At 68.4% G+C, this 23,069-nt stretch carries 20 protein-coding genes and 1 pseudogene (1 of these 21 running past the window's edge); 9 read left to right on the plus strand and 12 right to left on the minus strand.

Translation table 11 applies throughout. The features are described 5' to 3' along the window. Positions 1-799 carry the 3' portion of a benzoate/H(+) symporter BenE family transporter gene (locus ACT6SE_RS20895; protein ID WP_046433322.1) on the plus strand. The gene continues 389 nt to the left of window position 1, outside the view, so the window shows 799 of its 1,188 coding nt (coding positions 390-1,188); the start codon falls outside the window, past its left edge; its stop codon occupies positions 797-799. 23 nt (positions 800-822) lie between these two features. Here the strand turns inward: ACT6SE_RS20895 and ACT6SE_RS20900 are convergent, their stop codons facing one another. From ACT6SE_RS20900 to egtB, 6 genes are all read right to left on the minus strand, one after another. Next, positions 823-1,368, minus strand: coding sequence for a DUF2628 domain-containing protein (locus ACT6SE_RS20900; RefSeq protein ID WP_014648914.1), 546 nt, complete (start codon positions 1,366-1,368; stop codon positions 823-825). Between the two features lie 71 nt (positions 1,369-1,439). After that, a complete protein-coding gene (locus ACT6SE_RS20905) occupies positions 1,440-2,210 on the minus strand; it encodes a GYF domain-containing protein (protein WP_046433326.1) in 771 nt (256 codons plus the stop codon). Positions 2,211-2,236: 26 nt separating this feature from the next. Further along, positions 2,237-3,127: a D-hexose-6-phosphate mutarotase gene (locus tag ACT6SE_RS20910; RefSeq protein ID WP_046433327.1), complete on the minus strand. Its 891-nt coding sequence runs from the start codon at positions 3,125-3,127 to the stop codon at positions 2,237-2,239. 61 nt (positions 3,128-3,188) lie between these two features. Further along, the gene (locus ACT6SE_RS20915) at positions 3,189-4,436 is read right to left on the minus strand and encodes a lytic murein transglycosylase (protein ID WP_032960158.1); all 1,248 of its coding nucleotides are present in this window, start codon (positions 4,434-4,436) and stop codon (positions 3,189-3,191) included. Between the two features lie 84 nt (positions 4,437-4,520). Further along, positions 4,521-5,495 carry an L-histidine N(alpha)-methyltransferase gene (egtD, locus tag ACT6SE_RS20920; RefSeq protein WP_046433329.1) on the minus strand — a complete coding sequence of 325 codons (975 nt, stop codon included), beginning with the start codon at positions 5,493-5,495 and terminating at the stop codon, positions 4,521-4,523. Then, positions 5,492-6,763, minus strand: a complete 1,272-nt coding sequence (egtB, locus tag ACT6SE_RS20925; protein WP_046433332.1) for an ergothioneine biosynthesis protein EgtB — start codon at positions 6,761-6,763, stop codon at positions 5,492-5,494. Before egtB ends, egtD begins: the two co-directional genes overlap by 4 nt. Before the next feature lie 151 nt (positions 6,764-6,914). On the opposite strand from egtB, the pseudogene ACT6SE_RS20930 reads away from it, so the two are divergent. Further along, positions 6,915-8,194: pseudogene (locus tag ACT6SE_RS20930) on the plus strand (diguanylate cyclase). Between the two features lie 3 nt (positions 8,195-8,197). Here the strand turns inward: ACT6SE_RS20930 and ACT6SE_RS20935 are convergent. Continuing rightward, positions 8,198-8,590, minus strand: coding sequence for a YchJ family protein (locus tag ACT6SE_RS20935; RefSeq protein ID WP_041863982.1), 393 nt, complete (start codon positions 8,588-8,590; stop codon positions 8,198-8,200). Positions 8,591-8,692: 102 nt separating this feature from the next. On the opposite strand from ACT6SE_RS20935, the gene ACT6SE_RS20940 reads away from it, so the two are divergent. Then, complete coding sequence (locus ACT6SE_RS20940; RefSeq protein ID WP_032960169.1) at positions 8,693-9,472, plus strand: sulfite exporter TauE/SafE family protein; 780 nt, start codon at positions 8,693-8,695, stop codon at positions 9,470-9,472. Between the two features lie 154 nt (positions 9,473-9,626). Here ACT6SE_RS20940 and ACT6SE_RS20945 read toward each other — a convergent pair whose 3' ends face one another. The 4 genes from ACT6SE_RS20945 to folE all read right to left on the minus strand — a co-directional run bounded on the left by ACT6SE_RS20945 (position 9,627) and on the right by folE (position 15,905). Beyond that, entirely contained in the window at positions 9,627-13,007 is a 3,381-nt protein-coding gene (locus tag ACT6SE_RS20945) for an ATP-binding protein (protein ID WP_032960149.1), read from the minus strand. A gap of 16 nt (positions 13,008-13,023) precedes the next feature. Further along, positions 13,024-13,725 (minus strand): DUF4194 domain-containing protein, encoded by a 702-nt coding sequence (locus ACT6SE_RS20950; protein ID WP_046433335.1) that lies wholly within the window; start codon positions 13,723-13,725, stop codon positions 13,024-13,026. Continuing rightward, on the minus strand, positions 13,712-15,181 hold the full coding sequence (locus tag ACT6SE_RS20955; RefSeq protein WP_014648925.1) for a DUF3375 domain-containing protein: 1,470 nt from the start codon (positions 15,179-15,181) through the stop codon (positions 13,712-13,714). Before ACT6SE_RS20955 ends, ACT6SE_RS20950 begins: the two co-directional genes overlap by 14 nt. Before the next feature lie 112 nt (positions 15,182-15,293). After that, positions 15,294-15,905 carry a GTP cyclohydrolase I FolE gene (folE, locus tag ACT6SE_RS20960; RefSeq protein ID WP_004141296.1) on the minus strand — a complete coding sequence of 204 codons (612 nt, stop codon included), beginning with the start codon at positions 15,903-15,905 and terminating at the stop codon, positions 15,294-15,296. Positions 15,906-16,504: 599 nt separating this feature from the next. Between folE and ACT6SE_RS20965 the strand changes: the two genes are divergently transcribed. From ACT6SE_RS20965 to ACT6SE_RS20990, 6 genes are all read left to right on the plus strand, one after another. Next, positions 16,505-16,960: a MarR family winged helix-turn-helix transcriptional regulator gene (locus ACT6SE_RS20965; RefSeq protein WP_012481667.1), complete on the plus strand. Its 456-nt coding sequence runs from the start codon at positions 16,505-16,507 to the stop codon at positions 16,958-16,960. Between the two features lie 108 nt (positions 16,961-17,068). Beyond that, positions 17,069-17,278, plus strand: coding sequence for a DUF1656 domain-containing protein (locus tag ACT6SE_RS20970; RefSeq protein ID WP_010487502.1), 210 nt, complete (start codon positions 17,069-17,071; stop codon positions 17,276-17,278). After that, positions 17,275-18,192, plus strand: a complete 918-nt coding sequence (locus ACT6SE_RS20975; RefSeq protein WP_049420768.1) for an efflux RND transporter periplasmic adaptor subunit — start codon at positions 17,275-17,277, stop codon at positions 18,190-18,192. Before ACT6SE_RS20970 ends, ACT6SE_RS20975 begins: the two co-directional genes overlap by 4 nt. Beyond that, positions 18,189-19,649: an efflux transporter outer membrane subunit gene (locus ACT6SE_RS20980; protein WP_032955852.1), complete on the plus strand. Its 1,461-nt coding sequence runs from the start codon at positions 18,189-18,191 to the stop codon at positions 19,647-19,649. The genes ACT6SE_RS20975 and ACT6SE_RS20980 overlap by 4 nt, the downstream gene beginning before the upstream one ends. Positions 19,650-19,652: 3 nt before the next feature. After that, positions 19,653-21,692 carry an FUSC family protein gene (locus ACT6SE_RS20985; protein ID WP_046433350.1) on the plus strand — a complete coding sequence of 680 codons (2,040 nt, stop codon included), beginning with the start codon at positions 19,653-19,655 and terminating at the stop codon, positions 21,690-21,692. A 94-nt stretch (positions 21,693-21,786) separates the two neighbouring features. Next, a complete protein-coding gene (locus ACT6SE_RS20990) occupies positions 21,787-22,185 on the plus strand; it encodes a hypothetical protein (RefSeq protein WP_046433354.1) in 399 nt (132 codons plus the stop codon). 330 nt (positions 22,186-22,515) lie between these two features. Here the strand turns inward: ACT6SE_RS20990 and ACT6SE_RS20995 are convergent, their stop codons facing one another. After that, the gene (locus tag ACT6SE_RS20995; RefSeq protein WP_046433360.1) at positions 22,516-23,043 is read right to left on the minus strand and encodes a hypothetical protein; all 528 of its coding nucleotides are present in this window, start codon (positions 23,041-23,043) and stop codon (positions 22,516-22,518) included. Positions 23,044-23,069: the final 26 nt, after the last annotated feature.

A 23,069-nucleotide genomic window follows, 5' to 3' on the forward strand; every position in this document is an offset into this window, starting at 1 on the left:
GCTGGCCGCCGGCATGCTGGCCGGTGTGCTGCTGCGCTTCGGGCTGGATGTGTTCGTCGCCATGAACACCCAGCTGGTGCTCGCGCTGGCAATGTTCGCCACCTGGCTGGCCGGGCGCCGGCTGTTCCCGCGCTATGCGGTGATCGCCACGTTGCTGGTCGGCATCGCCGTCGCCGCGAGCCGTGGCCTGCTGCACGCCCAGCAGGTGCATCTGCAACTGGCGATCCCGCAGTGGGTGACGCCCTCGCTGTCGTGGACCGCCGTGGCCGGCATTGCCCTGCCCCTGTTCGTGGTCACCATGGCCTCGCAGAACATTCCCGGTGTGGCGGTGATGCGCGCGTCCGGCTACGACGCCCCGGTGTCGCCGTTGATCGGCTGGATCGGTGTAGTCAATACGCTGCTGGCGCCGTTCGGCGCGTATGCACTGAACCTGGCGGCGATCACCGCCGCCATCTGCATGGGCCGCGATGCGCACGAGGATCCGGCGCGCCGCTACACCGCAGCGATGGCGGCCGGCGCCTTCTACATTGTCATCGGGCTGTTCGGCGCCACGGTGGCCGCACTGTTCGCAGCCTTCCCCAGGGAGCTGGTGGCCTGCGTGGCCGGTATCGCGCTGTTCGGCACCATCGGCAACAGCCTGGCCAGCGCCCTGGCGGTGGAGCGCGACCGCGAGGCTGCACTCGTCACCTTCCTGGTCACCGCCTCGGGGGTCTCCCTGGCCGGGATCGGTTCGGCGTTCTGGGGACTGCTGGCCGGTGCACTCTGCCTGCTGGTGTTGCGGGCACGGACAGCGGCCTGAGCAACCCTATCAGGCCGGCATGATCAGGCCGCCATGCGGGCGACGGTATTGATCACCGCGTTGGCCGCCATGCCGATCACCACCGCCCACACGCTGGTGCCGCCACGACGCTGCAGTTCGGCACGGATGCGGTTGTGCTGCCCGGCGTGGGCGGCCTTCACTTTGCCCAGCAGTCGCGTGCAGTAGCGCAGGTACAGGGTGTTGGCGGTCACCGCGATGGCGAACCGAGGCACCGCCAGCAACGCCACCGTGAGCAGCGGGTTGGCGCGTGCCGCCAGCAGCGCGATGCCGATCAGGACCAGCTCGAAGAGGATGGCTGCCAGGTACATCTTCCGGTGCAGCAGCCAGTACGTCGGCACCAGGAAGGCGGGCCAGTGCCACGGTCGCGGCGGCTTCGGCACCGGGCTGCCCAGGTGCCAGCGCTGGCGATAGAGCGCCGCGTTGGGGCCGACGAGGAGGTTCAGGTAGTCCGCGTCGGACGGAGCGGGCGCGTCGTCCACCTCTGTGGCGGGCGCAAGATAGGGATTGTCATCCGCCGGGGAAACCGGCGGAGTATCCAGATGATTCATGTCGGCGATTCCTTGCCCAGGACGATCCCGCGGTAGCGGCAGCCACCGCTGGATCTGAAGCCTTCCCGGCCTCAGCCTGCCAGCGCCTGCCCCACCAGCATCACCGCAACGACGGCGATGGCCACCACCGCCGCCGCCAGTGCATTGGTGTCACCCCGTCTGGCCAGCTCGCTGCGCAGGCGCGCCTCGTCATCTCCCACCAACGCGCGCGCTCGGGCGATCTCACGCTGGCAATGCGCCAGGTACCAGCGGTTGGCATACACCGCGGCGGTGATGTTGATGACGAGGGTGATGACCGTCGACACGCCTTCCGGAACGCCCAGCAACGCCTCGGCGATGCTGAAGAACACCAGCACGCCGGCCCAGATCGCCGCCAGCCGGTACATCCTGCGGTACACCATCCAGATCACGCCGATCAGGAACGCCGGCCAGTGCCAGGTGCCGTTGCCGTCGGCAATGCCCTGGTCGAGCCGCCAGCGCTGTCGATAGATCGGGAAGTTGCCGCCGACCACGGCGGCGTACAAGGCGATGTCGCCTTCCAGCTGCGGCGCGGTCGCGGCCACCGGCGAAGCTGCCGGCGCACGATAGGGGTCGGACGGATCAGCGGTCGATGCGCCGCTGGCGCTGACGGCCTGCGCCGGTTCAATCGACGGCGGGGTCGGATCCATCGGCGCCACCGAAGGATCCAGCTCGGCCAGCGGCCGCCACGATGCCATTCCTTCCCGCCACATCAGCGTACGGGCGGTTACCGTGCCGTCCTGCTGCAGACGGCGCAGCCCGGCCAGGTCCACCGGCCCTTCGCTCTGCTTGCTGTTGGCGTACCACCACCGTGCGTCCTGCATGCCATCCATTCCTGTCGATCCCATGGTTACTCCGAACACCCCGCCACGGCCTGCAGCGGTTCACTGGCCAGTACCTGCACCAGCTGGTGGCGCGCGCCGGGTGCAAGGGCAATCTGCTCCGGCCCGGCATTGGCTACTTCCAGGCACACGTAATCGTGCCAACCGTCGCCGACATCGGCCATCTTCGCCGCCGCCTCCGCGCCCGGATTCCACGCCACCAGGGTCTGGCTGCCTTCGCTGCGGATCTCGATCCGCCGCTGCAGGACGGGATCGCGAAGCACGTAGTGGCCACCGGCACCGGTATAGATGCGGTCGCTGCGCCCCGGATCGCGCGGGTCACGCAGCGACCAGGGCCCCTGCTGCCGGCGCAGCTGCGTGTAATCCTCGTACTTGTCCAGATAGTGCAGGCCATCGAGGCCATCAACCTCGACACGACGGGCATCGCCTACCCGGAAGTAGCTGTGCAGGGCCTGTGTGAAAGCCACCGGGGACGGGCCGGTGTTCTCGGTGGTCAACTGCTGGCGCAGCTGGCGACCGATGCGCAGCTGCATCTGCAGGCGCAGGCCACACTCGGCAATCGACAGGGGCGCCAGCTGCAGCTCCAGTTCACCGTCATCGTCCTGGCGGGCCTGCAGCAGCTCCCAGCGCGCGGTGCGTACCAGGCCGTGTGCCGGCACGTCATCACCCTGGCCCTGGCGACCGAACCACGGCCAGCACACTGGAACGCCACCCCGGATCGGCGTGGGCAGCCCGGCCCGTTTCGGCGACAGCCACAGCAGGTCCGGCTGCCCCTCCGGGATGAACGACAGCAGCTGTCCGCCGAACACGCTGATGACCGCGGTGGCGCTGGGCGTGCGTATCTGCCAGGCCTCGAGCCCGTGGTACAGGCCGGTGCTGATGTCCGGGTTCGACTGCATGCTATGACGCTCCTTGAAGACCGCGGCGATGATGTCGCGGCCAGCCTGTGATCGGCAAGGTCTAGCGGGTGGCAGGCGTCCCTGCGGCTGCCTCCTGCTGCAACGCGCGCAGGATGCGCTGGCCGGCGCGCCCATCCGCATTGGCCCAGCCCAGGCGCTGCTGCTCGGCCTGGATCGCGCGGCGCGTGGCGGTGCCGATCATGCCGTCCGCGCTGCCGATGTCGTGGCCGCGGGCCAGCAGCAGGGTCTGCAGCTGGCGGCGTTCATCGCGGCCGATGCCGGGATCATCGGTCGGCCAGGCGGTGGCCAGGCCGGTGCCGCCACGCAGCTGGTCGGCCAGCGTGGCGATGGCCAGTGCATAGCTTTCGGCGGCGTTGTAGCTGTAGATCGCATCGTAGTTGCGGAACACCAGCAGCGCCGGGCCCTTGATGCCGGCCGGCAGCAGCAGGGCGGCGCGCGCGTCGGCCGGCAGATTGGGCGGCACCAGCGCGCTGCCATCCAGCGCGGTCACGCCCTGCACGCGCCAATCGGCGAGGGCTCTACGTTGGGTGCGGCCCGCTTGGCTGGCATTGAAACCGGGGGGAACACGGACCTCCATGCCCCACGGTTCGCCACTGCGCCAACCCGCACGCTTGAGGTAGTTGGCGGTGGACGCCAGCGCGTCGGGAATGCTGCCGACCAGATCGCGGCGGCCATCGCCATCACCATCGACCGCGATACGTGCGTAGGTGCTGGGCATGAACTGCGTATGCCCGAAGGCGCCGGCCCAGGAACCGGTGAGCCCCTGGGCCTGCAGGTCGCCGCGGTCGATCAGCTTGAGCAGCGCCAGCAGTTCGCCACGGAAGAAGGCCTGGCGGCGGCCGGCGCAGGACAGCGTGGCCAGCGACTGCAGCAGCGGGCGCTTGCCGAAGACGCGGCCATAGTCGCTCTCCACCCCCCAGACCGCGACGATGGTGGCCGGGTCGACGCCATACTGCGCGGAGACGCGATCGAGCAGATCGCGATGTTGCTGCAGCAGGGTGCGCCCATCATCGACGCGCTGGCGGTCGACCAGCGCGGCCAGGTAATCCCAGATCGGCGTGGTGAATTCCGGCTGTGCGTCCAGCAGTCCGAGCACGCTCGGGTCCGGCGTGAGCCCGGTGGTGATCTCGTTGAAACGGTCGGCGCCGATGCCCTGGGTTGCGGCGGTGGCCTGCAGGCCCGCCAGGCAGCGGCTGAACGCCGGATCGTTGCTGGCGGCGGGGGCTGCAGGCAGCGTCGGGGTCGACGCGAGGGCGGCCGCCAGGCCGAGCGTGGTCAGAATGGGCATGGCGTCCTCCGTGTTGCCGTTGCACGGCCATCTTAGGGGCAGCAGTGCGGCCGAACCTGAAGGGGCACCGGCTGGCCGTCCCCCCTAGGCAACGCGCAGCAGGCGCAGGCCATAGGCGGGACTTTCGGCATCCCAACGCTGTGCGACCTGCAGGCCCGCCTGCTGCAACAGCGCGTCGAAGCTGTCATCGGTGTACTTGTGGCTGTACTCGACGCGGATGGGTTCACCGGCAGCAAAGTGGAAGGTGCGGCCACCGAGGTGGACGTCCTGCGGCCACTGGCTGACCAGGTCGGTTTCGATGCGCAGCCGCGCGGTGCTGTAACGGGCGCGGTGGCGGAACCCATCGAGATCGAAATCGCTTCCGATCTCACGGTTGAGGCGGGCCAGCAGGTTGAGGGTGAATGCCGCAGTGACGCCCTGCGCATCGTTGTAGGCCGCTTCGATCAGCGCCGTGTCCTTGTGCAGGTCGATGCCGATCAGGGCCAGGCCGTCGCGGCCCATCGTCTGGCGCATCGCCCGCAACAGGGCGACGGCCTCCACTTCGGCGAAATTGCCCAATGTGGAACCGGGGAAAAACAGCAGCCGTCGCGCGGGTTCGCGTTCGGGCATGGGCACGGCGACGGCGCGGGTGAAGTCCGCGCAGACCGGCAGCATCTCGACCTCGGGCAGCGCCGGCGCCAGGTGGTCGATGCTGGACAGCAGTGCGGCCCGCGAGATCTCGATCGGCGTATAGGCCACCGGATCCTGGAGCGCGGCCAGCAGCAACGCGGTCTTGCGGCCACTGCCGCTGCCCAGCTCGACCACATGCAGGCGCGGGCCGACCACGCGCGCGACATCGGGCAGCACCCGGGCCAGCAGCGCCAGCTCGGTGCGCGTGGGGTAGTACTCGCGGGTCTGGGTGATCTGTTCAAACAGACGCGAGCCGCGGGCATCGTAGAAGTACTTGGAAGGCAGCTGCCGCGATGCGCAAGACAGACCGGCCAGCGCATCGGCCAGGATCTGCTGGCGGCTGGGGGTCAGGTCGGTCAGCGCCTGCAGCGCGTCATGCACCGTGCTCATATGAGGTCCCTGGCCAGGCGCAATCCGGAGAACTGCCAGCGCGCCGGCGGCATGAAGAAATTGCGGTAGCTGGCGCGCACATGGTCGCGGGGCGTGGCACAGCTGCCGCCGCGCAGCACCCATTGCCCGCACATGAACTTGCCGTTGTATTCGCCGAGGTTGCCGTCAAAAGGACGGAAGCCCGGGTAGGCGCCATAGGCGCTGGCGGTCCACTCCCAGACGTCACCGAACAGTTGCCGCAGCCCACTGCCCTGCCCGGCCTGCGGGTGCAGGTGATCGTCATCGGCGAAATGACCGCGCAGGGGCTGCGACGCGGCGGCCGCTTCCCACTCGAACTCGCTGGGCAGGCGCGCACCGGCCCAGCGGGCGCAGGCGTCGGCCTCGTAGTAGCTGAGGTGGCAGACCGGCGCATGCGGATCCAGCTCGCGCCAACCACCCAGCGTGTACTCCCGCTGCAGGGCATCATCCCAGTACAGGGGGTGCTGCCAGCCTTCGGCTTCACGCAGCGCCCAACCTTCGCTGAGCCACCAGCGCGGCTCGCGGTAGCCCCCCGCCTCGATGAAGCTGCGGTACTCGGCATTGCTGACGGGGCGTTCGGCCAAGGCATGCGCGGGCAGCAGCACACGGTGTGGCGGCGATTCGTTGTCGTAGGCGAAGGCGGCGTGCCGGGGCCATGCCGCGGCACCGACGGTGACGATGCGTTCGGGCGATTCGATCCAGCCCTGCGCCGTGGCGGTGCTGGCGCCGGGCCGCAGGTCCTCGCGATACGGTGGCTGCAGTGGATTGCACCAGAACGCATGCTTGATGTCGGTCAGCAACAGTTCCTGGTGCTGTTGTTCGTGCTGCAGCCCCAACTGCAGATGGTGCAGCGCCTGCGCGTCGAGGTCACCGGCCGCCAGCCGTGACTGCACCTGCATGTCGACCTGTTGCCGGTAGTCGCGCACCTGCTGCAGCGAGGGCCGCGACAGCAGCCCGCGCTGCGGCCGCGCATGCGCCGGGCCGATGCTCTTGTAGTAGCTGTTGAACAGATAGTCCCAGGCCGGGTCATGCGCGGGCGTGGTGGCGAAACCGGCCAGCACGAAGCGTTCGAAAAACCAGGTGGTATGGGCCAGGTGCCACTTGCTGGGACTGGCGTCGGCCATGCTCTGCAGCATGGCGTCCTCGGCACTGAGCGGCGCGGCCAGCTGCAGGCTGCGCGCCCGCACCTGTGCGAAGCGGCGGGCGAGATCGCGCTGCGGGGCAGCGACGGCGGTGGGTACGCTGTCCATGCCGGAAGCATCGGCGCAGGACGGTGAGCGCAACGTCATGGCACCACATCACCACGTTCACATGACAGCGGGCACGCGCATTCAAGAAGCGCGTGGGGACGCCGCTAACGGCAATGTTGCGGCCGCATCGTCACCGCACTGGACTTACCGCGTGCCCCTGCATCCGCTCCGCCAGCCTGCGCATTACCTGTTCGTGCTGCCCGCCGTGCTGGTCGTCCTGGTGCTGTGGATGGCGCTGGGCACCGAGGATGTCGCCAGCCCGGCGCAGCGCATCCTGCCCTGGCTGCTGGCCTGTCTCGGTGCAGGCCTGGCCCTGCTCTACCACCAGATGCGCACGTTGTGCCTGCTGCTGGTGGTGGCGGTGGTATTCGCCCTGCTGCACCGGGACGTCGGTGGCTACCTGCGCAGCGGCCATGTCGACGCCTTGACCCCGCTGCGCTTCCACGCGATCTCGGCGTGGGTGCCGCTGCTGTTCGCCGGACTGGCACGATGGCCGGAACGCGGACGCCGACGCCAGGACCTGCTGCTGCGCGGCGTAGTGTGCGGCGCGGCGCTGATGATCTTCCTGCTGCTGGCGGCACAGCAGCCGCAGGGATGCACGATCTGCTGTCGAACCGTCACTGGGCCTGGATTCCCGCCAACTGGAACGCGTTGGCGCAGTTGCCGGCGCTGCTGTTCCTGCTGGCGACCGCAGCATTGGGCTGGCAGGCGTGGCGGCATCCGCGGCCACTGCACACGGCAATGCTGCTGGCCCTGCTGTGCCTGTGGTGGATGCTGCCGCGGATCTTCCTGCAGCCGGTGCTGCTGCCGGCGCTGAGCAGTGCCGCCCTGCTGCTGATGCTGGGCGCGATGCTGCAGGAATCCTTCCACATGGCCTTCCGCGATGAGCTGACCGGCCTGCCGGGGCGACGGGCGTTCAACGAGACCCTGCAGCGGGCACGCGGTACCTACAGCATCGCGATGGTGGACGTTGACCACTTCAAGTCATTCAACGACACCCATGGTCACGACACCGGCGACGATGTGCTGCGCCTGGTGGCGTCGCGGCTGGCGCGGGTGGGCGACGGTGGCCGTGCGTTCCGCTATGGCGGCGAGGAGTTCGCGGTGGTGTTCCTGGACCGGCCGGCGGCAGCCTGTGTCGATGCCGTGGAAGCATTGCGGCAGAGCATCGAGGACACCCGCATGCAGCTTCGCGACCGCAGCACCCGCAGCCGTGACGACGAAGCCGGCCGCCAGCGGCGCGGACGCGGTGGCAGCGGCCAGGTGGTGCAGGTGACGGTGAGCATCGGGCTGGCCGACAGCTGCGTGGATCCGCGGCCGATGGCCGTGGTCAAGGCCGCCGACCAGGCCCTGTATGTGGCCAAGGACGGGGGCCGCAACCAGGTGCGCGCGCACGGCGGCCAGCGCGTTCTGGCAGCGCACAGCGCGTAGTGCTCAGACCGCGTCGAGGTAGTACCAGCGGCCGTCGATGCGTTGGAAGCGGCTATGCTCGGTCATCCTCACCGCGCTGCCGCCGCCGATGCGGTAGCGCGCGGTGAAGCGGACTTCGGCGCTGTCAGCACCGGTGACAGTGTGCTCGTGCACGGTCAGGCCCAGCCAATGGGTGCGCTGGCCGGGGGCATCGTCCAGCGACAGCTCGGCCGGACGCGTGTCCGGATGCCAGGACTGGCGCAGGTAGTCAGCCAGGCCACGCACATAGGCGCTGTAGCGCGAACGCATCAGGTGCTCTGCATCAGGCGCGGCTTCACCGGCATGGAAACGGCCACAGCAGGCGGCATAGTCGGCGGGAAGGCCACAGGGGCAGGGATCGGCGGGTTTTCGGCTCATGCCGGCATTGTCGCCGGGTTGCCGGGATTGATCCACGCGGGGCCGCAGTCGCCCGGAGCAGGACAGGCGTATGCTGTCGCGCCCCCTCCTTGATTGATCGCCGTGCTGGAACTGGTTCCCCCTGAGTTGTGGTGGCTGGTGGTGATCGCCTTCATCGCCGGCCTTGTGGATGCCGCCGTCGGTGGCGGTGGCCTGGTGCAGCTGCCCGGCCTGTTCACGGTGCTGCCGCAGCAGACGCCGGCGATGCTGTTCGGTACCAACAAGTTCAGTTCGATGTTCGGTACCGGTGCGGCCGCCTGGCGCTATGCGCGCAACGTGCGCTTCCCGTGGAAGCCGGTACTGTTCGCGGCCGGTACCGCCTTCATCTTCTCCTTCGCCGGGGCCACCGCGGTGAGCCTGCTGCCCAAGGACGCGGTGCGCCCACTGGTGCTGGTGCTGCTGATCGCGATGCTGGCCTACACGTTGTGGAAGAAGGACTTCGGCGCGTTGCACCGGCCGCAGGAGATCGGCCGCCGCGAACTGGCGATCGCGCTGGCGATCGGTGCGGCGATCGGCTTCTACGACGGCTTCTTCGGGCCGGGCACCGGCAGCTTCCTGATCTTCCTGTTCGTGCGCTTCTTCGGCCTGGATTTCCTGCGTGCGTCAGCGGCGTCGAAGGTGGTGAACCTGGCGACCAATGTGGCGGCAATCTCGTTCTTCGTACCGACCGGCAACATCCTGTGGCTGTTCGCGCTGCCGATGGCGGCGGCCAACATCATCGGCTCGGTGGTGGGCACGCGCCTGGCGTTGAAGGGCGGCACGCCGTTCATCCGCAAGTTGTTCGTGGGGCTGGTGGTGGTACTGATCGCGCGGATGGCGTGGGATACCTTCCGCGGTGCGTGAATGCGGTTGCCGGCCAGCGGCCGGCACTACCGGGTCATGAACGCTGCCCATGGGTAGTGCCGGCCGCTGGCCGGCATCCCCATCCGATCAGGTCGTGAACCCCGCCCATGGGTAATGCCGGCCGCTGGCCGGCATCCCCATTCAATCGACCGGGTCAGGCTTCGGCTTCTTCCGGTTCGTTGGCCTGCTGGCGGCTGCGCTCGGGCAGCTTCAGGCGCTTGCCTTCTTCGTCGTACTCGATCAGCAGCACGCCGGAGTCGTGGCGGCCGCTGATCTCGACGAAGCAGGCGCCACCGATGAACGGCTCCAGCGTCATCACCGACTTCAGCGGGGTGGCGACCACCATCTGGAAACCGAAGTTGTCGAAGATGTTCATCGCCAGCGCGGTGAACTCGTTGTCGGCCTTGTCGAAGGCTTCGTCAAGCACGACGGCGGCGTAGCTGGGCAGCTGGCTGTCGGCGCCGCCGAGCTGGTAGCGCAGTGCCGCAGCCAGGCAGGTGGTGGCCAGTTTCTGGCGCTGGCCACCGGACTTGCCCGCGCCACTACGGTAGATCTCGACCTGCTGGCGCGTTTCCGCATCCAGCTCGACGCCGATGAACTCCACGTGCATGCGTACGTCCAGCACCAGCTCGCGCCAGCGCTTGTCCTCGCCTTCCTGCGAACCCAGGCGGTTGACCAGCTGGCGCAGCACGGTGAACTGCGATTCGGCCAGCTCGCGCTGCTCGGTCTGCTGCTGCGCCAGCACCTCGCGCAGCTGCAGGTGGAACTCGCCGACTTCCGGCAGGCGGCGGTCGCTCAGTTCGATGGTCAGCAGCGTGCCACGGTTGAACGGCACCTGCTCCAGGCTGGCGTTCACTTCGTCCAGGCGCTGGCCGATCGACTTGCGGGCCTCGGCGCTGTGGCGCTGCAGGGCCAGCAGGTTGTTCTTGCTCTGGTTCTGCAGCAGATCGAAGAAGCGTTCTTCGTGCTGCGGCAGGCCGTCGCGCTCCAGGCGCTCGAGGCGGGCAAGGAAATCCTCGGCCGAGGCCACCGATACGGTGAAGTCGCCCGATTCCTCCGGCCACTGCTGGATGAAGCGACGGAAGCAACCGATCAGCTGGTTCTCGATGCGGTTGAGGTCCTGCTGCGAGGTCGACAGCTGCTCGTTCAGCGCGTTGCTGACCTGGCGCATGTGCGCCTCCAGCGTTTCCAGGCTGAGCGGGCCCTGCTCCTGCAGGCGCTCGGCGAGCCCGGCTTCCTGCTCCTGGGCCAGGCTCGGCAGCACCAGCGCACGGCTCTGCTGGCGGGCGCGGTCGAGGCGATCGCGTTCCTTGACCAGCTGGCCGCGCTCGACGCGGACGTCTTCATAGGTGCGGCGGGCCTGCTCGATGTCGGCGCGCACGGCGTCGATCTGCTTGGCCAGCTTGGCCAGGTCGGCATTGCCTTCGCGCAGGTCGCGCAGGGTGGCCTCGATATCGGTCAGGCGCTGCTGCGGGGCGGCGATGTCGATCTCGTTCCAGCTGATGCTGACCAGCTCGTGGCAGGCCAGGCGACGTTCGTTGTCGCGGTCACGCTGCCCACGCAGGCGCGCGATGTCGGTCTCGCAGCTGGCGATGCGCTTGGCCAGTTCCTGGGCTTCGCGCTCGAAGGCGCCCACCTTGTCGTGGTTGTTGAAGCCGAGGATCCAGCGACGGCGGTCGCCCACCGCACTGCGGTCGTCCTTCTCGAAGCGGTCGCCGGGATGCTTGACCTGGCCTTCTCGGGTGATGCCGCGGTCGACGTTGCGCAGCTGCTTGGCATCCACGCACTCGTAGTCGAAGCGCTTGCCGAGCTCACGGCGCAGCCAGCTTTCGAATACGTGCTCGCGCAGCTCCAGCTTGTGCAGCAGCGACTTCGCCGACGGCTCGCGCGCGAACGCATCATCGTTGCGGCGCACACGGTAGTAGGTGAAGCGCATGCCCAGGTGAGTGCGATTCACCCACTCGGCGACGTCGTTGTAGTGCTTGTCATCGACCAGCAGCGACAGCGCGAAGCCACCCAGCACACGCTCGATGGCACCCTGCCAGCCCTGCTCTTCCGAGCGGACCTGGATCAGCTCGCCGACGAACGGCAGCGCCGCCTCGGCAATGCCGGTTTCCTCGGCCAGGCGCGCGCGCAGCTTCTGCATCGGCGCCGGGATGTTGGAGGGCGTGCGCTGCATCGCTTCGAGTTCCGCACGGACTTCGCCGAAACGGCGCTCGTCATCGCGCTTGCCACCCAGGCGATCGCTGATCGCATCGTCCAGCGCCGAAGAGGCACGCTGGCGGTCCTGCAGTTCGTTCTGCGCACGCTCGACCAGCTCGGCGAAGCCGTGTGCGTCGTCCGGAAGTTCAGCCCCGAGCTGCTGCGCGGCCAGGCTTGCCTGCTCGCGCTTGGCTTGGCGGCGGTCACGCTCGGCTTCGGCGCGGCCCTGCTCGCGTTCCAGTTCCTCGATGCGCTCACCGCCCTGCTGGCGACGCTGCAGTTCCAGTTCGGCCAGGCGCTCGGTGTGGTTGTCCAGTGCGGCACGGCGCTGGGCTTCTTCCCCGAGCAGGCCACGGTCACGCACGTCCATCTCGCGCAGGCGCGCCTCGATCAGCGCCTGGCGGCGGCTTTCACGGAAGCTGTCGACGCCAAGCTTGAGGGCTTCGTCGTCGCCGCGCCGGCGGTGCATTTCCTTCAGGTCGTTGTAGTAGGCGCGTGCCGGCAGCAGGGTCTCCACCTGGCGGCGGGCGGTGACCACGGCCTGGTGCGCGCCATCGAGTTCGGCGAAGTCGCTGACCAGGCGCTCGGCGGCGTCGAAGGTCTTCGGCGTGTCGAGCATGAAGTCGCGCAGGAAGACGTTGAGGTCGCCCAGGTTCTTCGCCGACTGCGTCTTGTGCAGCAGGCGCAGCGCCATCTCGTTGTCGATGCCGAGCAGGTCGCGGAAGCGCTCGGCGTAGCCGGAGAAGGTGTCGAAGTGGTGCAGGTCGGACAACTTCTGCTTGAGCTTGCGCAGGTCCAGGTCGAAGCCGCCAAGATCCTTGGCGATGTCGAACGGACGCTCGGCGATCATGTAGTGCTTGCGCACGTCACCGGCCGAGGTTCCGTTGCCGGAGATCCACAGCAGGCGCACCAGGCTGACCACGCGGCCATCGCCGGCGCGGTACTCCAGCACCAGCGCAGTCCAGGTCGCGCCCTTGCGCAGGTACTGGGTGGCGATTTCGCCGGTGCCGCTGTCCTGCTGGTCGGCCCACGCGCCACGCACGTAGGACACCAGGTTGCGGTCGCGGCCACTGCGCTCGGCTTCACGCGCGGCGGCGTTGAAATCGACGATGGCCGGCGGCGTCAGCAGCGCGGACATGGCATCGAGCAGGGTCGACTTGCCCGAGCCGGAACGGCCGACGAACAGGAAGCCACGCTCGGCGATCGGTACTTCGGTCAGGCCGTTGAACGTGCCCCAGTTGTGCACCTGCAGGCGACGCATGCGGAACTGCTGCAGGCGCGGGTCCGGCAGGCCTTCGTTGAACAGGGCGGGAGTGTGCTTGGAGATAGCCATGCGATGGTCGGGTCTCTCAGGCCTCGGCGGCCGGGGTGTCACGCAGCTGGCGGTAGACCGCCGAAAGCTGGGATACGTCTTCGGCGGAGAACAGCAGCTTCAGCGCCGGCGAGACTTCGTGGCGGTCTTCCTGGCCGCTGAGGCGGGTCAGGATGTGGTTGTCCTTCATCTTCTGCACCGCCGAAGCGACGCGGCGATTGAAGCCGGCGCGGTCGGTGGACAGGTTCTTTTCGTAGATGGCCAGCGCTTCGGCCATCTCGGCGTCGGCGACCACCGCGCGGTTGCCGCGCGCATCGGCCTCGGCCAGCTGCTGGCGCAGGTACAGCAGCAGCACCGAGTCGATGAAGGTCAGCGGCGAGGTGCGCAGCAGCACCGGCGCATCCACGTCTTCGGTATCGGCCTGGCGGGTGAAGGCCACGCCGCTGTCACGGTCGAGCACCAGTTCCAGGAACAGGTCCGCCAGCGAGGAGCGGATGGCCGCCTCGCTGCGGATCAGTGCCGGCCACAGCTTGGCGTGGCGCAGCTGGTCGATGCTGGGGCCGATCAGCAGCTGGCACAGCGCGCGGCGTGCATCCAGCGGCAGGCGCCCGGTGTCGCCGAGGTAATACACGTCATTGCCACGGCGGGGCTGCGCCACGGCCGCCACCGGTTCGGCTTCGTAGGCGTCTTCCGCCACGTCGGCCTGCGGTGCGTCGATGGGATCTTCATGCCAGCTCATGGCGTCTCTCCTGGGTGAACCAAACCAGCGGGATGCGGGCGCGACGGACCTGGCCGTCGCCACCACGCCATTCGGCAAGCTCCTGCTCACCAGCGATCACGTTGCCGAAGCGCGTGCCCAGCGACAGGTAGCCGATGACGCTGCCAAGACCCTGCGGCGCTTCGCGCTGCGACAGTGCCTGGGCGATGCTGAGCCGCGGCTGTGCATCGAGCAGGTCGTGCAGGTCGCGGCGCAGGGTGCGGAAGTCGATTTCAGACGAAGCGACCAGATCACCGACGCTCTCCAGACTGATGGCTGCGGCGTCGTTGTACTCGACGTTGCCATCGACCTGGGCGCTGCGCGGATCGTGCAGCTTCCACTGCGACCACGAGCGCAGGCGGCTGGTGGTCAGCTGCAGGTCGCGGCCGATGCCGCGTTGTGCGGGGAATTCGTCGCGCAGGGCCAGCGCTTCGGACTGCGCCTGCTTCAGCAGCTGGTTGAGGCGGCGCTGTTCCAGATAGCCACGGCTCTGCACGAAGCCACGCAGGCTGCGCGCGAAATTCTGCAGCACGTCGTGCACCTGGCCACCGCGCTCGAGCATGGTGCTGGTGAAGCCGCGCAGGAAGTTCCGTTCATTGCGGTCCAGGCGGCGGGCGAAGCCACGCGCCAGCACCGCTTCCAGCGCGGCATCGAGCTGGGCGCTCTGTTCGGCGTCGTTGAGCAGGCGCCAGAAGGCCTGGAAGCTGCGACCGGCATCGCTCTCGCCGATCACATCCACGCCTTCGAACAGCTGCGACAGCACATCGCCGCGCTCGCCCTCGTCGTCGATGATGCGTTCGCGGAAGTCGCGGTTGAGCTGCTCGAAATCGTCGCGCACGCGACGGAAATCCTCGGTCAGCTCGTCGGCCAGGCCGATGATCTGGCGCGCGCGCTCCAGCGCGCGCTTGCCATCCAGCGCGATCACACGTCCGGCACCGACGCGGGCGATCTCGGCGTCGATGCGGTCGCGCTCGTCGCGCAGTGCTGACAGGCGTGCATCCGGGTCGGACTCGGTCTGCGCGGCCAACTGCGAGAGCTGTTCGATGACCAGCGCCAGGCGGCTTTCGGTGGCGGCCACGCGGGCCTGCTCAAGACCATCGGCGAAGCGGATGGCCTGCAGTGCCGCAGTCGACAGCTCGTACTGCTCCTGGTCGGCGCCTTCGGGCAGGCGGCGTTCCAGCCAGCCCTGGGCCAGCCAGTGCGCGATGTAGGCCTGCGCGGTACGCGGCAGCTCACGCGACAGTTCGTCGCCGTTGAGCTGGTCCAGCGCACGCTGCAGGCGCTCGTTGAGCACCGACGACGGCAGCGTGCGCTCGCCGTCCATCAGCAGCCCCTGCAGCAGGCCGATGATTTCCGGGGCGTGGTCGGCGGCAAGCAGCTTCCACTGGGGCTGTTCGCGCAGATGGCGGTAACGGGAGATGCGTTCGCGGTGCTTCATGCAGCGAAAGGAGTCATGAGGGCTGGCGGGGACGAGCAGCCGCCCGCGGCGGCCGCGCGGGCAGCCGTGGGCATGCCGGCCCGCAGAGGACGGCGCAGTGCGGTCAAGCGGCTCAGCGCTTGCCGCCCACTTCGATGAAGCGCAGGAACTCGGCGCGGGTACGCGCGTCGTCGCGGAAGCTGCCCAGCATCTTCGAGGTGACCATGCTGACGCCGCGCTTGTGGATGCCGCGGGTGGTCATGCATTCGTGGGCACCTTCGACGACCACACCGACGCCGATCGGCTGCAGCACATCCTGGATGCACTGGGCGATCTGCGCGGTCATCTTCTCCTGCACCTGGAAACGGCGGGCGTAGGCTTCGACAACGCGGGCCAGCTTGCTGATGCCCACCACCTTGCCGGCCGGCAGGTAGCCGACGTGGACGCGGCCGATGATCGGCGCCATGTGGTGCTCGCAGTGGCTTTCGTACTCGATGTCACGCAGGACGATCAGTTCGTCGTAACCGGCCACTTCCTCGAAGGTCCGCTCCATGTAGGCGCGCGGGTCGTCGCGGTAACCGCTGAACCAGTCGCCATAGGCTTCGGCGACACGGCGGGGGGTATCCAGCAGGCCTTCGCGGGACGGGTCCTCACCGGCCCAGCGCAGCAGGGTGCGCACGGCATCCTCGGCCTGGTCCTGGGTCACGTCGCCCTGCGGGGCGGCCTTTTCGTTGTTCTTGCTCATTGCGTACAGCGTCCCGAACGGGGGGCGAGCATCGTACCCGACCGGGGGGTGGGTCGTCCTGTTGGGACGGTTCATCGGGGGGTTCTTCCGGCGCCTCGTCGCTGCTGAGCGAGAGGGGGAAGGGGCAGGCCGGGCAGGACACGCCGCAAGTACGTCCCTGTAGGCTCGGCCACGGCATCCATGCCGTGGACGGTCCTGCCCGGCCTGCCCCTCCCCCTCTCCGACGGTTTCCTGCGGGCGCGGCCGGACCGCCCGAAAGCGGGGGCAAAAGCGGGGGTTCATGGCTTCGGAAGCACCGCGGGCCGCTGCTGCGGTGGGTGCGGGCCGTTGGTCCGCACTGCTCCTGCCTTTAAAGAGCCAACCCACCGCGCTCGCGGGGTGATGGGAGGGCAGCGGGGGCCGGGCGGGGCAGGACCGTCCGCGGCATGGATGCCGCGGCCGAGCCTACAGGGACGTACTTGCGGCGTGTCCTGCACCGTCCGGCCCCCGCTGCCCCACCCGACACCAAGCGGGCGCAACGCTTTCCTCAGTATTCCTGCCCACCCATTCAGCAATACCTATTGATAGGAATGAAATTAGTAGTATCCTATCTATCTCTTATGGACCGACCCCTCGACGAGCGCACCGTGCTGCAGATGCAGCTCAGCTCCGGCCTGCTGTACGCAGGGCGGCAGTGGCAGCGCCTGGCCGACAGCCGGCTCGGCAGCTACGGCATCTCCACCGCCTGCACCATGCCCCTGCTGATGATCGGCCGCTCCGGCGGTGGCATCCGCCAGGTGGCGCTGGCCCAGCAGCTGGGCATGGAGGGTCCTTCCCTGGTGCGCCTGCTGGACAAGCTGTGCGCCAGCGACCTGGTCCGCCGCGAGAGCGACGCCAGCGACCGCCGCGCCAACCTGCTGTGGCTGACCGACGCGGGCCATGCGCTGGTCAGCGAGCTGGAAGACCAGTTGATCGGCCTGCGCCAGGACGTGTTCGGCGAGCTTTCCATGGATGAACTGCACGCCGTGCTGAAGGCATGGCGCCTGCTGGCCGAGGCCGCCGACCGCATCACGTAAGACCGCTGCCCCCGAATACCGCCGCTGCCGTGCACACGCCAGCGGCTTTTACCCGTTTCTGTTGTTTCGTTGTTCCTCCCCTCCCCCACCTCGCCCCCGCCCCTACCGATGCCCGGTGAATTCAGTCTCCACGGAGTGTTCGTCCCGACCCTGCTCGGGCTGATGTTGTTGGCCTACCTGGTCAACAGCGGCCTGCACGCGCTGCTGCAGCGTGCCGGCGCCTATCGCCACGTATGGCACCCGGCGCTGTTCAACCTGGCCCTGTACGGGATCGTGCTTGGCCTGCTGTTCCACCTCCTGCGTTGGATGCAATCGTGAACAAGATCGTGAAGAAGACCCTGCCGGTGCTGCTCACCAGCGCAGCCGTGATCATCGCCCTGCTGGTGCTGCGCCAGCTGTGGGTCTATTACATGGATGAGCCGTGGACCCGCGATGCCCATGTCGGCGCCGACGTGGTGCAGGTGGCGCCGGACGTGTCCGGGCTGGTGGAAACGGTGCAGGTGGCCGACAACCAGGCGGTGAAGAAGGGTGACCTGCTGTTCGTGGTCGACCGCGCCCGCTACCGCATCGCGCTGGAGCAGGCCCGCGCCAACCTGGCCGAGCGCCAGGCATCGGTGGCGCAGCTGCGCCGCGAGATCGGCCGTGACCGCAGCCTGCAGGACCTGGTCGCCGCCGAGGACGCCGAAGTGCGCCGCGCCAAGCTGCAGGCCGCACAGGCTGCGCTGGCCACCGCACAGGCGGCGGTCGACCTGGCCGAGCTCAACCTGGGCCGCACCGAAGTGCGCGCACCGGCCGATGGCCGGGTCAACGACCGCACCCTGCGCGTGGGCGACTACGTGGTAGCCGGCAAGCCGGTGCTGGCGCTGCTGGATACCGGCTCGTTCCGCATCGATGGCTACTTCGAGGAAACCCGCCTGCGCGGCGTGGCCCCGGGGCAGCGCGTGGACATCCGCCTGATGGGCGAGTCGGCCCCGCTGCGTGGCCATGTGGAGAGCATCGCCGCCGGCATCGAAGACCGCTACCGCAGCAACGGCAGCACCCTGCTGCCGAACGTGACCCCGGCCTTCGACTGGGTGCGGCTGGCACAACGCATTCCGGTGCGCATCGCCATCGACGAAGTACCCAAGGGCGTGGAACTGATCGCCGGCCGTACCGCCACGGTGACCGTGGACACCGGCCGCCATCCGCACACCGACAAGGCCGGCACTGCGCCGACACAGGCGGGCCTGTGAACGCCGCCCTGCCCCGTCTCGGCCTGATCGTTGCGCTGGCCAGCCTGGCGGCCTGCAAGACCGTCGGCCCGGATTACGCCCTGCCGGAAGGCTCGGCCTTCAAGCGCCCGCAGGCCAATGCGGCCTTCATCGATACGCAGAACCCGCAGGTGGCCGCCAACCAGGCGCTGCCCGACCGCTGGTGGTCGCTGTACAACGACCCGGTGCTGGACGGCCTGATCACGCAGGCGCTGCGTGACAACGTCGAGCTGAAGGCCGCCGATGCACACCTGCGCCGTGCCGCGGCGGTGTACGAGCAGGCGCTGGACGCCGGTGGCTTCGAGTACGAGGCCGAGGCCGGGGTCAGCCGCGCGCAGCTGTCGGCCGAATCGTTCCTGCAGGAGCACGAGCTGCCGGTGATCAACCTGGCCGATGGCAAGTTCGCGGTCAGCTACCAGTTCGACCTGTTCGGCAAGCTCAAGCGCGGCGCCGAGGCAGCGCGTGCCGACGAGCAGTCCGTTGCTGCCGCGCGCGACCTGGCCCAGGTCAGCGTGGTCGCGCAGGTGGCCGACAGCTATCTGGAAATCTGCCACGCCAACCACGAGCTGCACGTGGCCGAACATTCGCTGCAGCTGCAGCAACGCAGCCGTACGGTCACTCAGCGCCTGATCGCGGCTGGCCGTGGCACGCCGCCGGAACTGGCCCGCGCCAATGCCCAGGTCGCGCTGCTGGAAGCCGCGCTGCCGCCGCTGCGCGCGCAGCGTTCGGCGGCCGCCTATTCGCTGGCCGCCCTGCTCGGGCAGACCCCGGGCCAGCTGCCGGCCGGCGTGATCGACTGTGCACACGCCCCCGGCCTGGCGCAGCCGCTGCCGGTCGGTGATGGCCGTGCACTGCTGCAGCGCCGCCCGGACGTGCGCCAGGCCGAACGCAAGCTGGCTTCGGCCACCGCGCGGATTGGCGTCGCCACCGCTGAGCTGTATCCGGACATCCGCCTGGGGGCCTCGCTCGGTGCCGCCGGCCTGCTGGAGGATTTCGGCACGCCGATGACCCAGCAGTGGTCGATCGGCCCGCTGATCTCGTGGACGCTGCCGTCGTCCGGCACGCACGCACGCATCCACGCTGCCGAAGCGGGCGCCGATGCGGCCCTGGCCGAGTTCGACCACACCGTGCTGCAGGCGCTGCGCGAGACCCAGACCGCGCTGGACCGCTACGCGCAGGACCTGCGCCGGCTGCAGTCGCTGCGCACTGCGCAGGAACAGGCCGCATTGGCCGCCGAGCAGAACCGCCGGCTGTACCAGGGTGGCCGCACGCCGTACCTGTCCAGCCTGGATGCCGACCGCAGCCTGGCCACCAGCGATGCCACCCTGGCGGCCGCCGAAGCGCAGGTCTCGCGCGACCAGATCCATCTGTTCCTGGTGCTGGGCGGTGGCTGGCAGGCAAGCGCCACCGCGCCCAACGCCTCGACCGCAGCGAAGTAAACCATGAACGCGCTGACCGACCGCCAGGCCTGGCTGTTCTCGATCAAGACCTACCTGGCCGCGGTGGCCGCGCTGTACATCGCCATGGCCGGCAACCTGTCGCGCCCGTACTGGGCGATGGGCACGGTGTACATCGTCAGCCAGCCGCTGCTGGGCCCGACCCGCGCCAAGGGCGTGTACCGCATCGTTGGCACCCTGGTGGCCGGCCTGGCCACCCTGCTGGTGCTGCCGGCGCTGGTGGAAACGCCGCTGGTGCTGAGCGCGGCGATGTCGATCTGGCTGGCCGGCTGCCTGTTCATGGCCCTGCTCAACCGCGGCCCGCGCGGTTACGCGTTCCTGCTGGCCGGCTACACCACCGCCTTCATCGGTTTCCCTGCGGTGACTTCGCCGGAGACCATCTTCGACACGGTGGTGGCACGCAGCGAGGAGATCATCCTCGGCACGGTCGTGGCGGTGCTGGCCGCTTCGCTGCTGTTCCCGGCCTCGGTACGCCCGATGCTGCGCGCGCGCATCGGCAACTGGATGGAGGACGCCGCGCAGTGGTGCCGGCAGATCCTTGAACGTGGACGCGCGCACGCGCCGCGCAACCGGCTGGCCGCCGACCTGGTGCAGTTCGAGGCACTGATCGAATTCCTGCGCCGCGATGATCCGCGCCATGCCGGGTCTGCGGTGTCGATGGACCGCCTGCGTGAGCGCATGCTGCTGCTGTTGCCAGTGCTGTCCTCGATTGCCGATCGCCTGAGTGCGCTGCGCAGCGACGGCCAGGCCCTGCCCGAAGGGCTGCCGGCGCTGGTCGATGACATCCACGATTGGCTGGATGGCCCGACCAACGCCAGTGAATACGCCCGCCTGCGCGCGCGCATCAGCGCGCTGAAGCCGCAGGTGGACCGCGACCTGCAGCATCTGCAGCTGGCCAGCCTGCTGCTGCGCCTGGAGGAACTGGTGGACCTGTGGCAGGACTGCCGCACCCTGCAGCACGCCATCGACCACGGCACCGCGCCGCTGGACCGCGCGCATTACCGCATCCGTACCGAACGCGTGGCCGCCGACAAGCACGTCGACTACGGCATGGCGCTGTTCTCCGCGCTCAGTGCCGGCGTGGCACTGATGAGCTACTGCGTGCTGTGGATCGCGCTGGGTTGGGAGGGCGGTGGCAACGGCGCGATGATGGCGGCGGTGACGGCGGCGTTCTTCGCCGCGCAGGACGACCCGGCACCGAGCATGGTGTCGTTCCTGGTGTGGGCCATGGTCGCCTCGGTGGTGGCCGGCGTGTACCTGTTCGGCGTGTTCCCGGCCGTGCACGACTTCGGCCTGCTGGCGCTGGTGCTGGCGGTGGCGTTCCTGCCGCTGGGGCTGATGCTGCACCACCCCAAGAGCGCGCTGTTCGCACTGCCGCTGACGGTGAACCTGGCCGCGCTGCTGAGCCTGCAGAACACCTACAGCGCCAACATCCAGACCTTCCTCAACTCGTCGATCGCGATGTTCATCGGCATTGGCTTTGCGGTGGTGATGACCCGCCTGTTCCGTTCGGTGGGTGCCGAGTGGACCGCGCGCCGGCTGGTGCGGCAGGGCTGGACCACGCTGGCCGAGGCCGCCGAAGGGCGCGGCCAGCAGGACCGCCAGCGCTTCGCCGCACGCATGCTCGACCTGCTGGGCCTGCTCGCGCCGCGCCTGGCGGCGACGCCGGAGGGCAGCGACATCGCCTCGGTGGACATGCTCAATGAAGCACGCATCGGCCTGAACATCCTGCAGCTGCGCCGCGCGCGGCTGGAACTGCCCGAGCGCAGCCGCGAAGCGGTCGAGCACATCCTGGAAGAGGTCGCCGTGCACTACCGGCGGCAGATTGCCGCACGCAAGCCGATGGTGGCGGCCGACGCATTGCGCGAGCGGCTGGATACCTCGCTGGGACGGGTCGGCAGCGTAGCCGCCTGCAAGGCACGCGACGAGGCGCTGATGGGCCTGATCGGCCTGCGCTTCGCGCTGTTCCCGGAGGCGAAGGCGCTGGCGCCGGGCCTGGCCATGAGTGCAGCCGAACAGCCGTAGCGCGATACCCTGTGCGTCCACAGCCCCCGTTGCCGGGGTCGGATCCTTCGCCGCCGGCGAAGGCGCTGACCCCTGCTCTGCACAGGAAGCTCCAATGAGTTACGACATGATGGTGTTCGAGGCCAGCGCCGCGCCACGCGAGGCGGCAGCCTTCATCGCCTGGTTCGAAAAGCAGACGCAGTGGAACGAGCGCCACGAGTACGACGACCCGGCAGTCAGCAGCGCGGCGCTGCAGGCGTGGTTCGCGGAGATGGCGCAGGACTTCCCGCCGTTGAACGGTCCATTGAGCAACGACGATGACGACCGCGCCGAGGTGACCGAGTACAGCATCGGCCGGCAGGTGATCTACGGTGCGTTTGCCTATTCGGTGGCCGAGCGTGCGCATGGCCGCGTGCAGGACCTGGCCGAGAAGCACGGCGTGGGCTTCTTCGATGTGAGTGCCGATGAAGCGGCGATCGTGTTCCCGGATGGGCTGGTGTTGATCGCGGAATAGGTGTGGCGGCAGGGCTGCGCCCTGCACCTGCCGAATCAACGTCAACGTCAGCGGCAAAAGCCTGCATTCCGTGGGTTGGCGGGGTGGGTCCGGTTGCGGGGGACGCTGCAAGTACATCCCTGTAAGCTCGGTCACCGCATCCATGCGGCTCACGCCCCCGCAACCGGACCCACCCCGCCTTCGACAGTTTCCTGCGATCTGTCGGCGCGGCGTTCTGCTCTGGTGGGTGTCGACCTTGGTCGACACGGTAGATCCACGCCATGCGTGGATGAACGTCGGAATGATCGAAGTACGCTTTTGTAGAGTCGAGCCATGCTCGACTGCTTCTGGCTAGCGATTCAGGAACAGATCAACCGCTTCGTCAGCCTCGTAAGCGGTTATCTGCCCAAGCATCCGCGCGACACCTGTGTTCTCATGGACCAGGGCAAGCGCTGTCAGCAACGCTGAACTCATACTCTTGTCATGTTTATCAAGAATTACGCTTGCGGCGAAGCGTGCGAGGCTTTGAAACGCTTCCGAGTACTCAGGCTCCACGAGTTCAGGAATCGAGATTTCGGCCTCTCGTCGCTCTATCTCGATTGTGATCGGCAGTTCGATGAAGTTAAACATGAAGAGCTCTGGCTGCTGCAGAAGCGCATCAACAATGTGCGGCACAGCCGCAAACGAAGCGCTGTAGACATCCCCTTGATGGCACAAGCTGCTCCAAAGTTCCTCCCAGGTATCTTCAATCGGATCGTCGTCCGCTCTTTCACCCTTCGGAATACTCAGATTCGCCAGCAACTCCGGAATGTCATCCGCAGCCCCGTAGGCATGCTGCAGTTCGGCCCAGCGCGGGTCATCCAGGGCGATAAGTGCCATGTGCCGGTTCCTGTGTCGTGGGGTAG

Origin of the sequence: Stenotrophomonas sp. LC732, assembly GCF_052446685.1 — a bacterium.
Lineage (GTDB): Bacteria > Pseudomonadota > Gammaproteobacteria > Xanthomonadales > Xanthomonadaceae > Stenotrophomonas > Stenotrophomonas muris.

Excerpts from the sequence above, each read along its gene's own strand:
- ACT6SE_RS20910 (WP_046433327.1), bottom strand. The coding sequence starts at position 3,127 with ATGCAGTCGAACCCGGACATCAGCACCGGCCTGTACCACGGGCTCGAG.
- ACT6SE_RS20985 (WP_046433350.1), top strand. The coding sequence starts at position 19,653 with ATGAACGCGCTGACCGACCGCCAGGCCTGGCTGTTCTCGATCAAGACC.
- ACT6SE_RS20955 (WP_014648925.1), bottom strand. The coding sequence starts at position 15,181 with ATGAAGCACCGCGAACGCATCTCCCGTTACCGCCATCTGCGCGAACAG.
- egtB (WP_046433332.1), bottom strand. The coding sequence starts at position 6,763 with ATGGACAGCGTACCCACCGCCGTCGCTGCCCCGCAGCGCGATCTCGCC.
- ACT6SE_RS20970 (WP_010487502.1), top strand. The coding sequence starts at position 17,069 with ATGCCCGGTGAATTCAGTCTCCACGGAGTGTTCGTCCCGACCCTGCTC.
- ACT6SE_RS20995 (WP_046433360.1), bottom strand. The coding sequence starts at position 23,043 with ATGGCACTTATCGCCCTGGATGACCCGCGCTGGGCCGAACTGCAGCAT.
- ACT6SE_RS20935 (WP_041863982.1), bottom strand. The coding sequence starts at position 8,590 with ATGAGCCGAAAACCCGCCGATCCCTGCCCCTGTGGCCTTCCCGCCGAC.
- ACT6SE_RS20905 (WP_046433326.1), bottom strand. The coding sequence starts at position 2,210 with ATGCAGGACGCACGGTGGTGGTACGCCAACAGCAAGCAGAGCGAAGGG.
- ACT6SE_RS20915 (WP_032960158.1), bottom strand. The coding sequence starts at position 4,436 with ATGCCCATTCTGACCACGCTCGGCCTGGCGGCCGCCCTCGCGTCGACC.
- ACT6SE_RS20900 (WP_014648914.1), bottom strand. The coding sequence starts at position 1,368 with ATGAATCATCTGGATACTCCGCCGGTTTCCCCGGCGGATGACAATCCC.
- ACT6SE_RS20945 (WP_032960149.1), bottom strand. The coding sequence starts at position 13,007 with ATGGCTATCTCCAAGCACACTCCCGCCCTGTTCAACGAAGGCCTGCCG.
- ACT6SE_RS20965 (WP_012481667.1), top strand. The coding sequence starts at position 16,505 with ATGGACCGACCCCTCGACGAGCGCACCGTGCTGCAGATGCAGCTCAGC.
- egtD (WP_046433329.1), bottom strand. The coding sequence starts at position 5,495 with ATGAGCACGGTGCATGACGCGCTGCAGGCGCTGACCGACCTGACCCCC.
- folE (WP_004141296.1), bottom strand. The coding sequence starts at position 15,905 with ATGAGCAAGAACAACGAAAAGGCCGCCCCGCAGGGCGACGTGACCCAG.
- ACT6SE_RS20950 (WP_046433335.1), bottom strand. The coding sequence starts at position 13,725 with ATGAGCTGGCATGAAGATCCCATCGACGCACCGCAGGCCGACGTGGCG.
- ACT6SE_RS20990 (WP_046433354.1), top strand. The coding sequence starts at position 21,787 with ATGAGTTACGACATGATGGTGTTCGAGGCCAGCGCCGCGCCACGCGAG.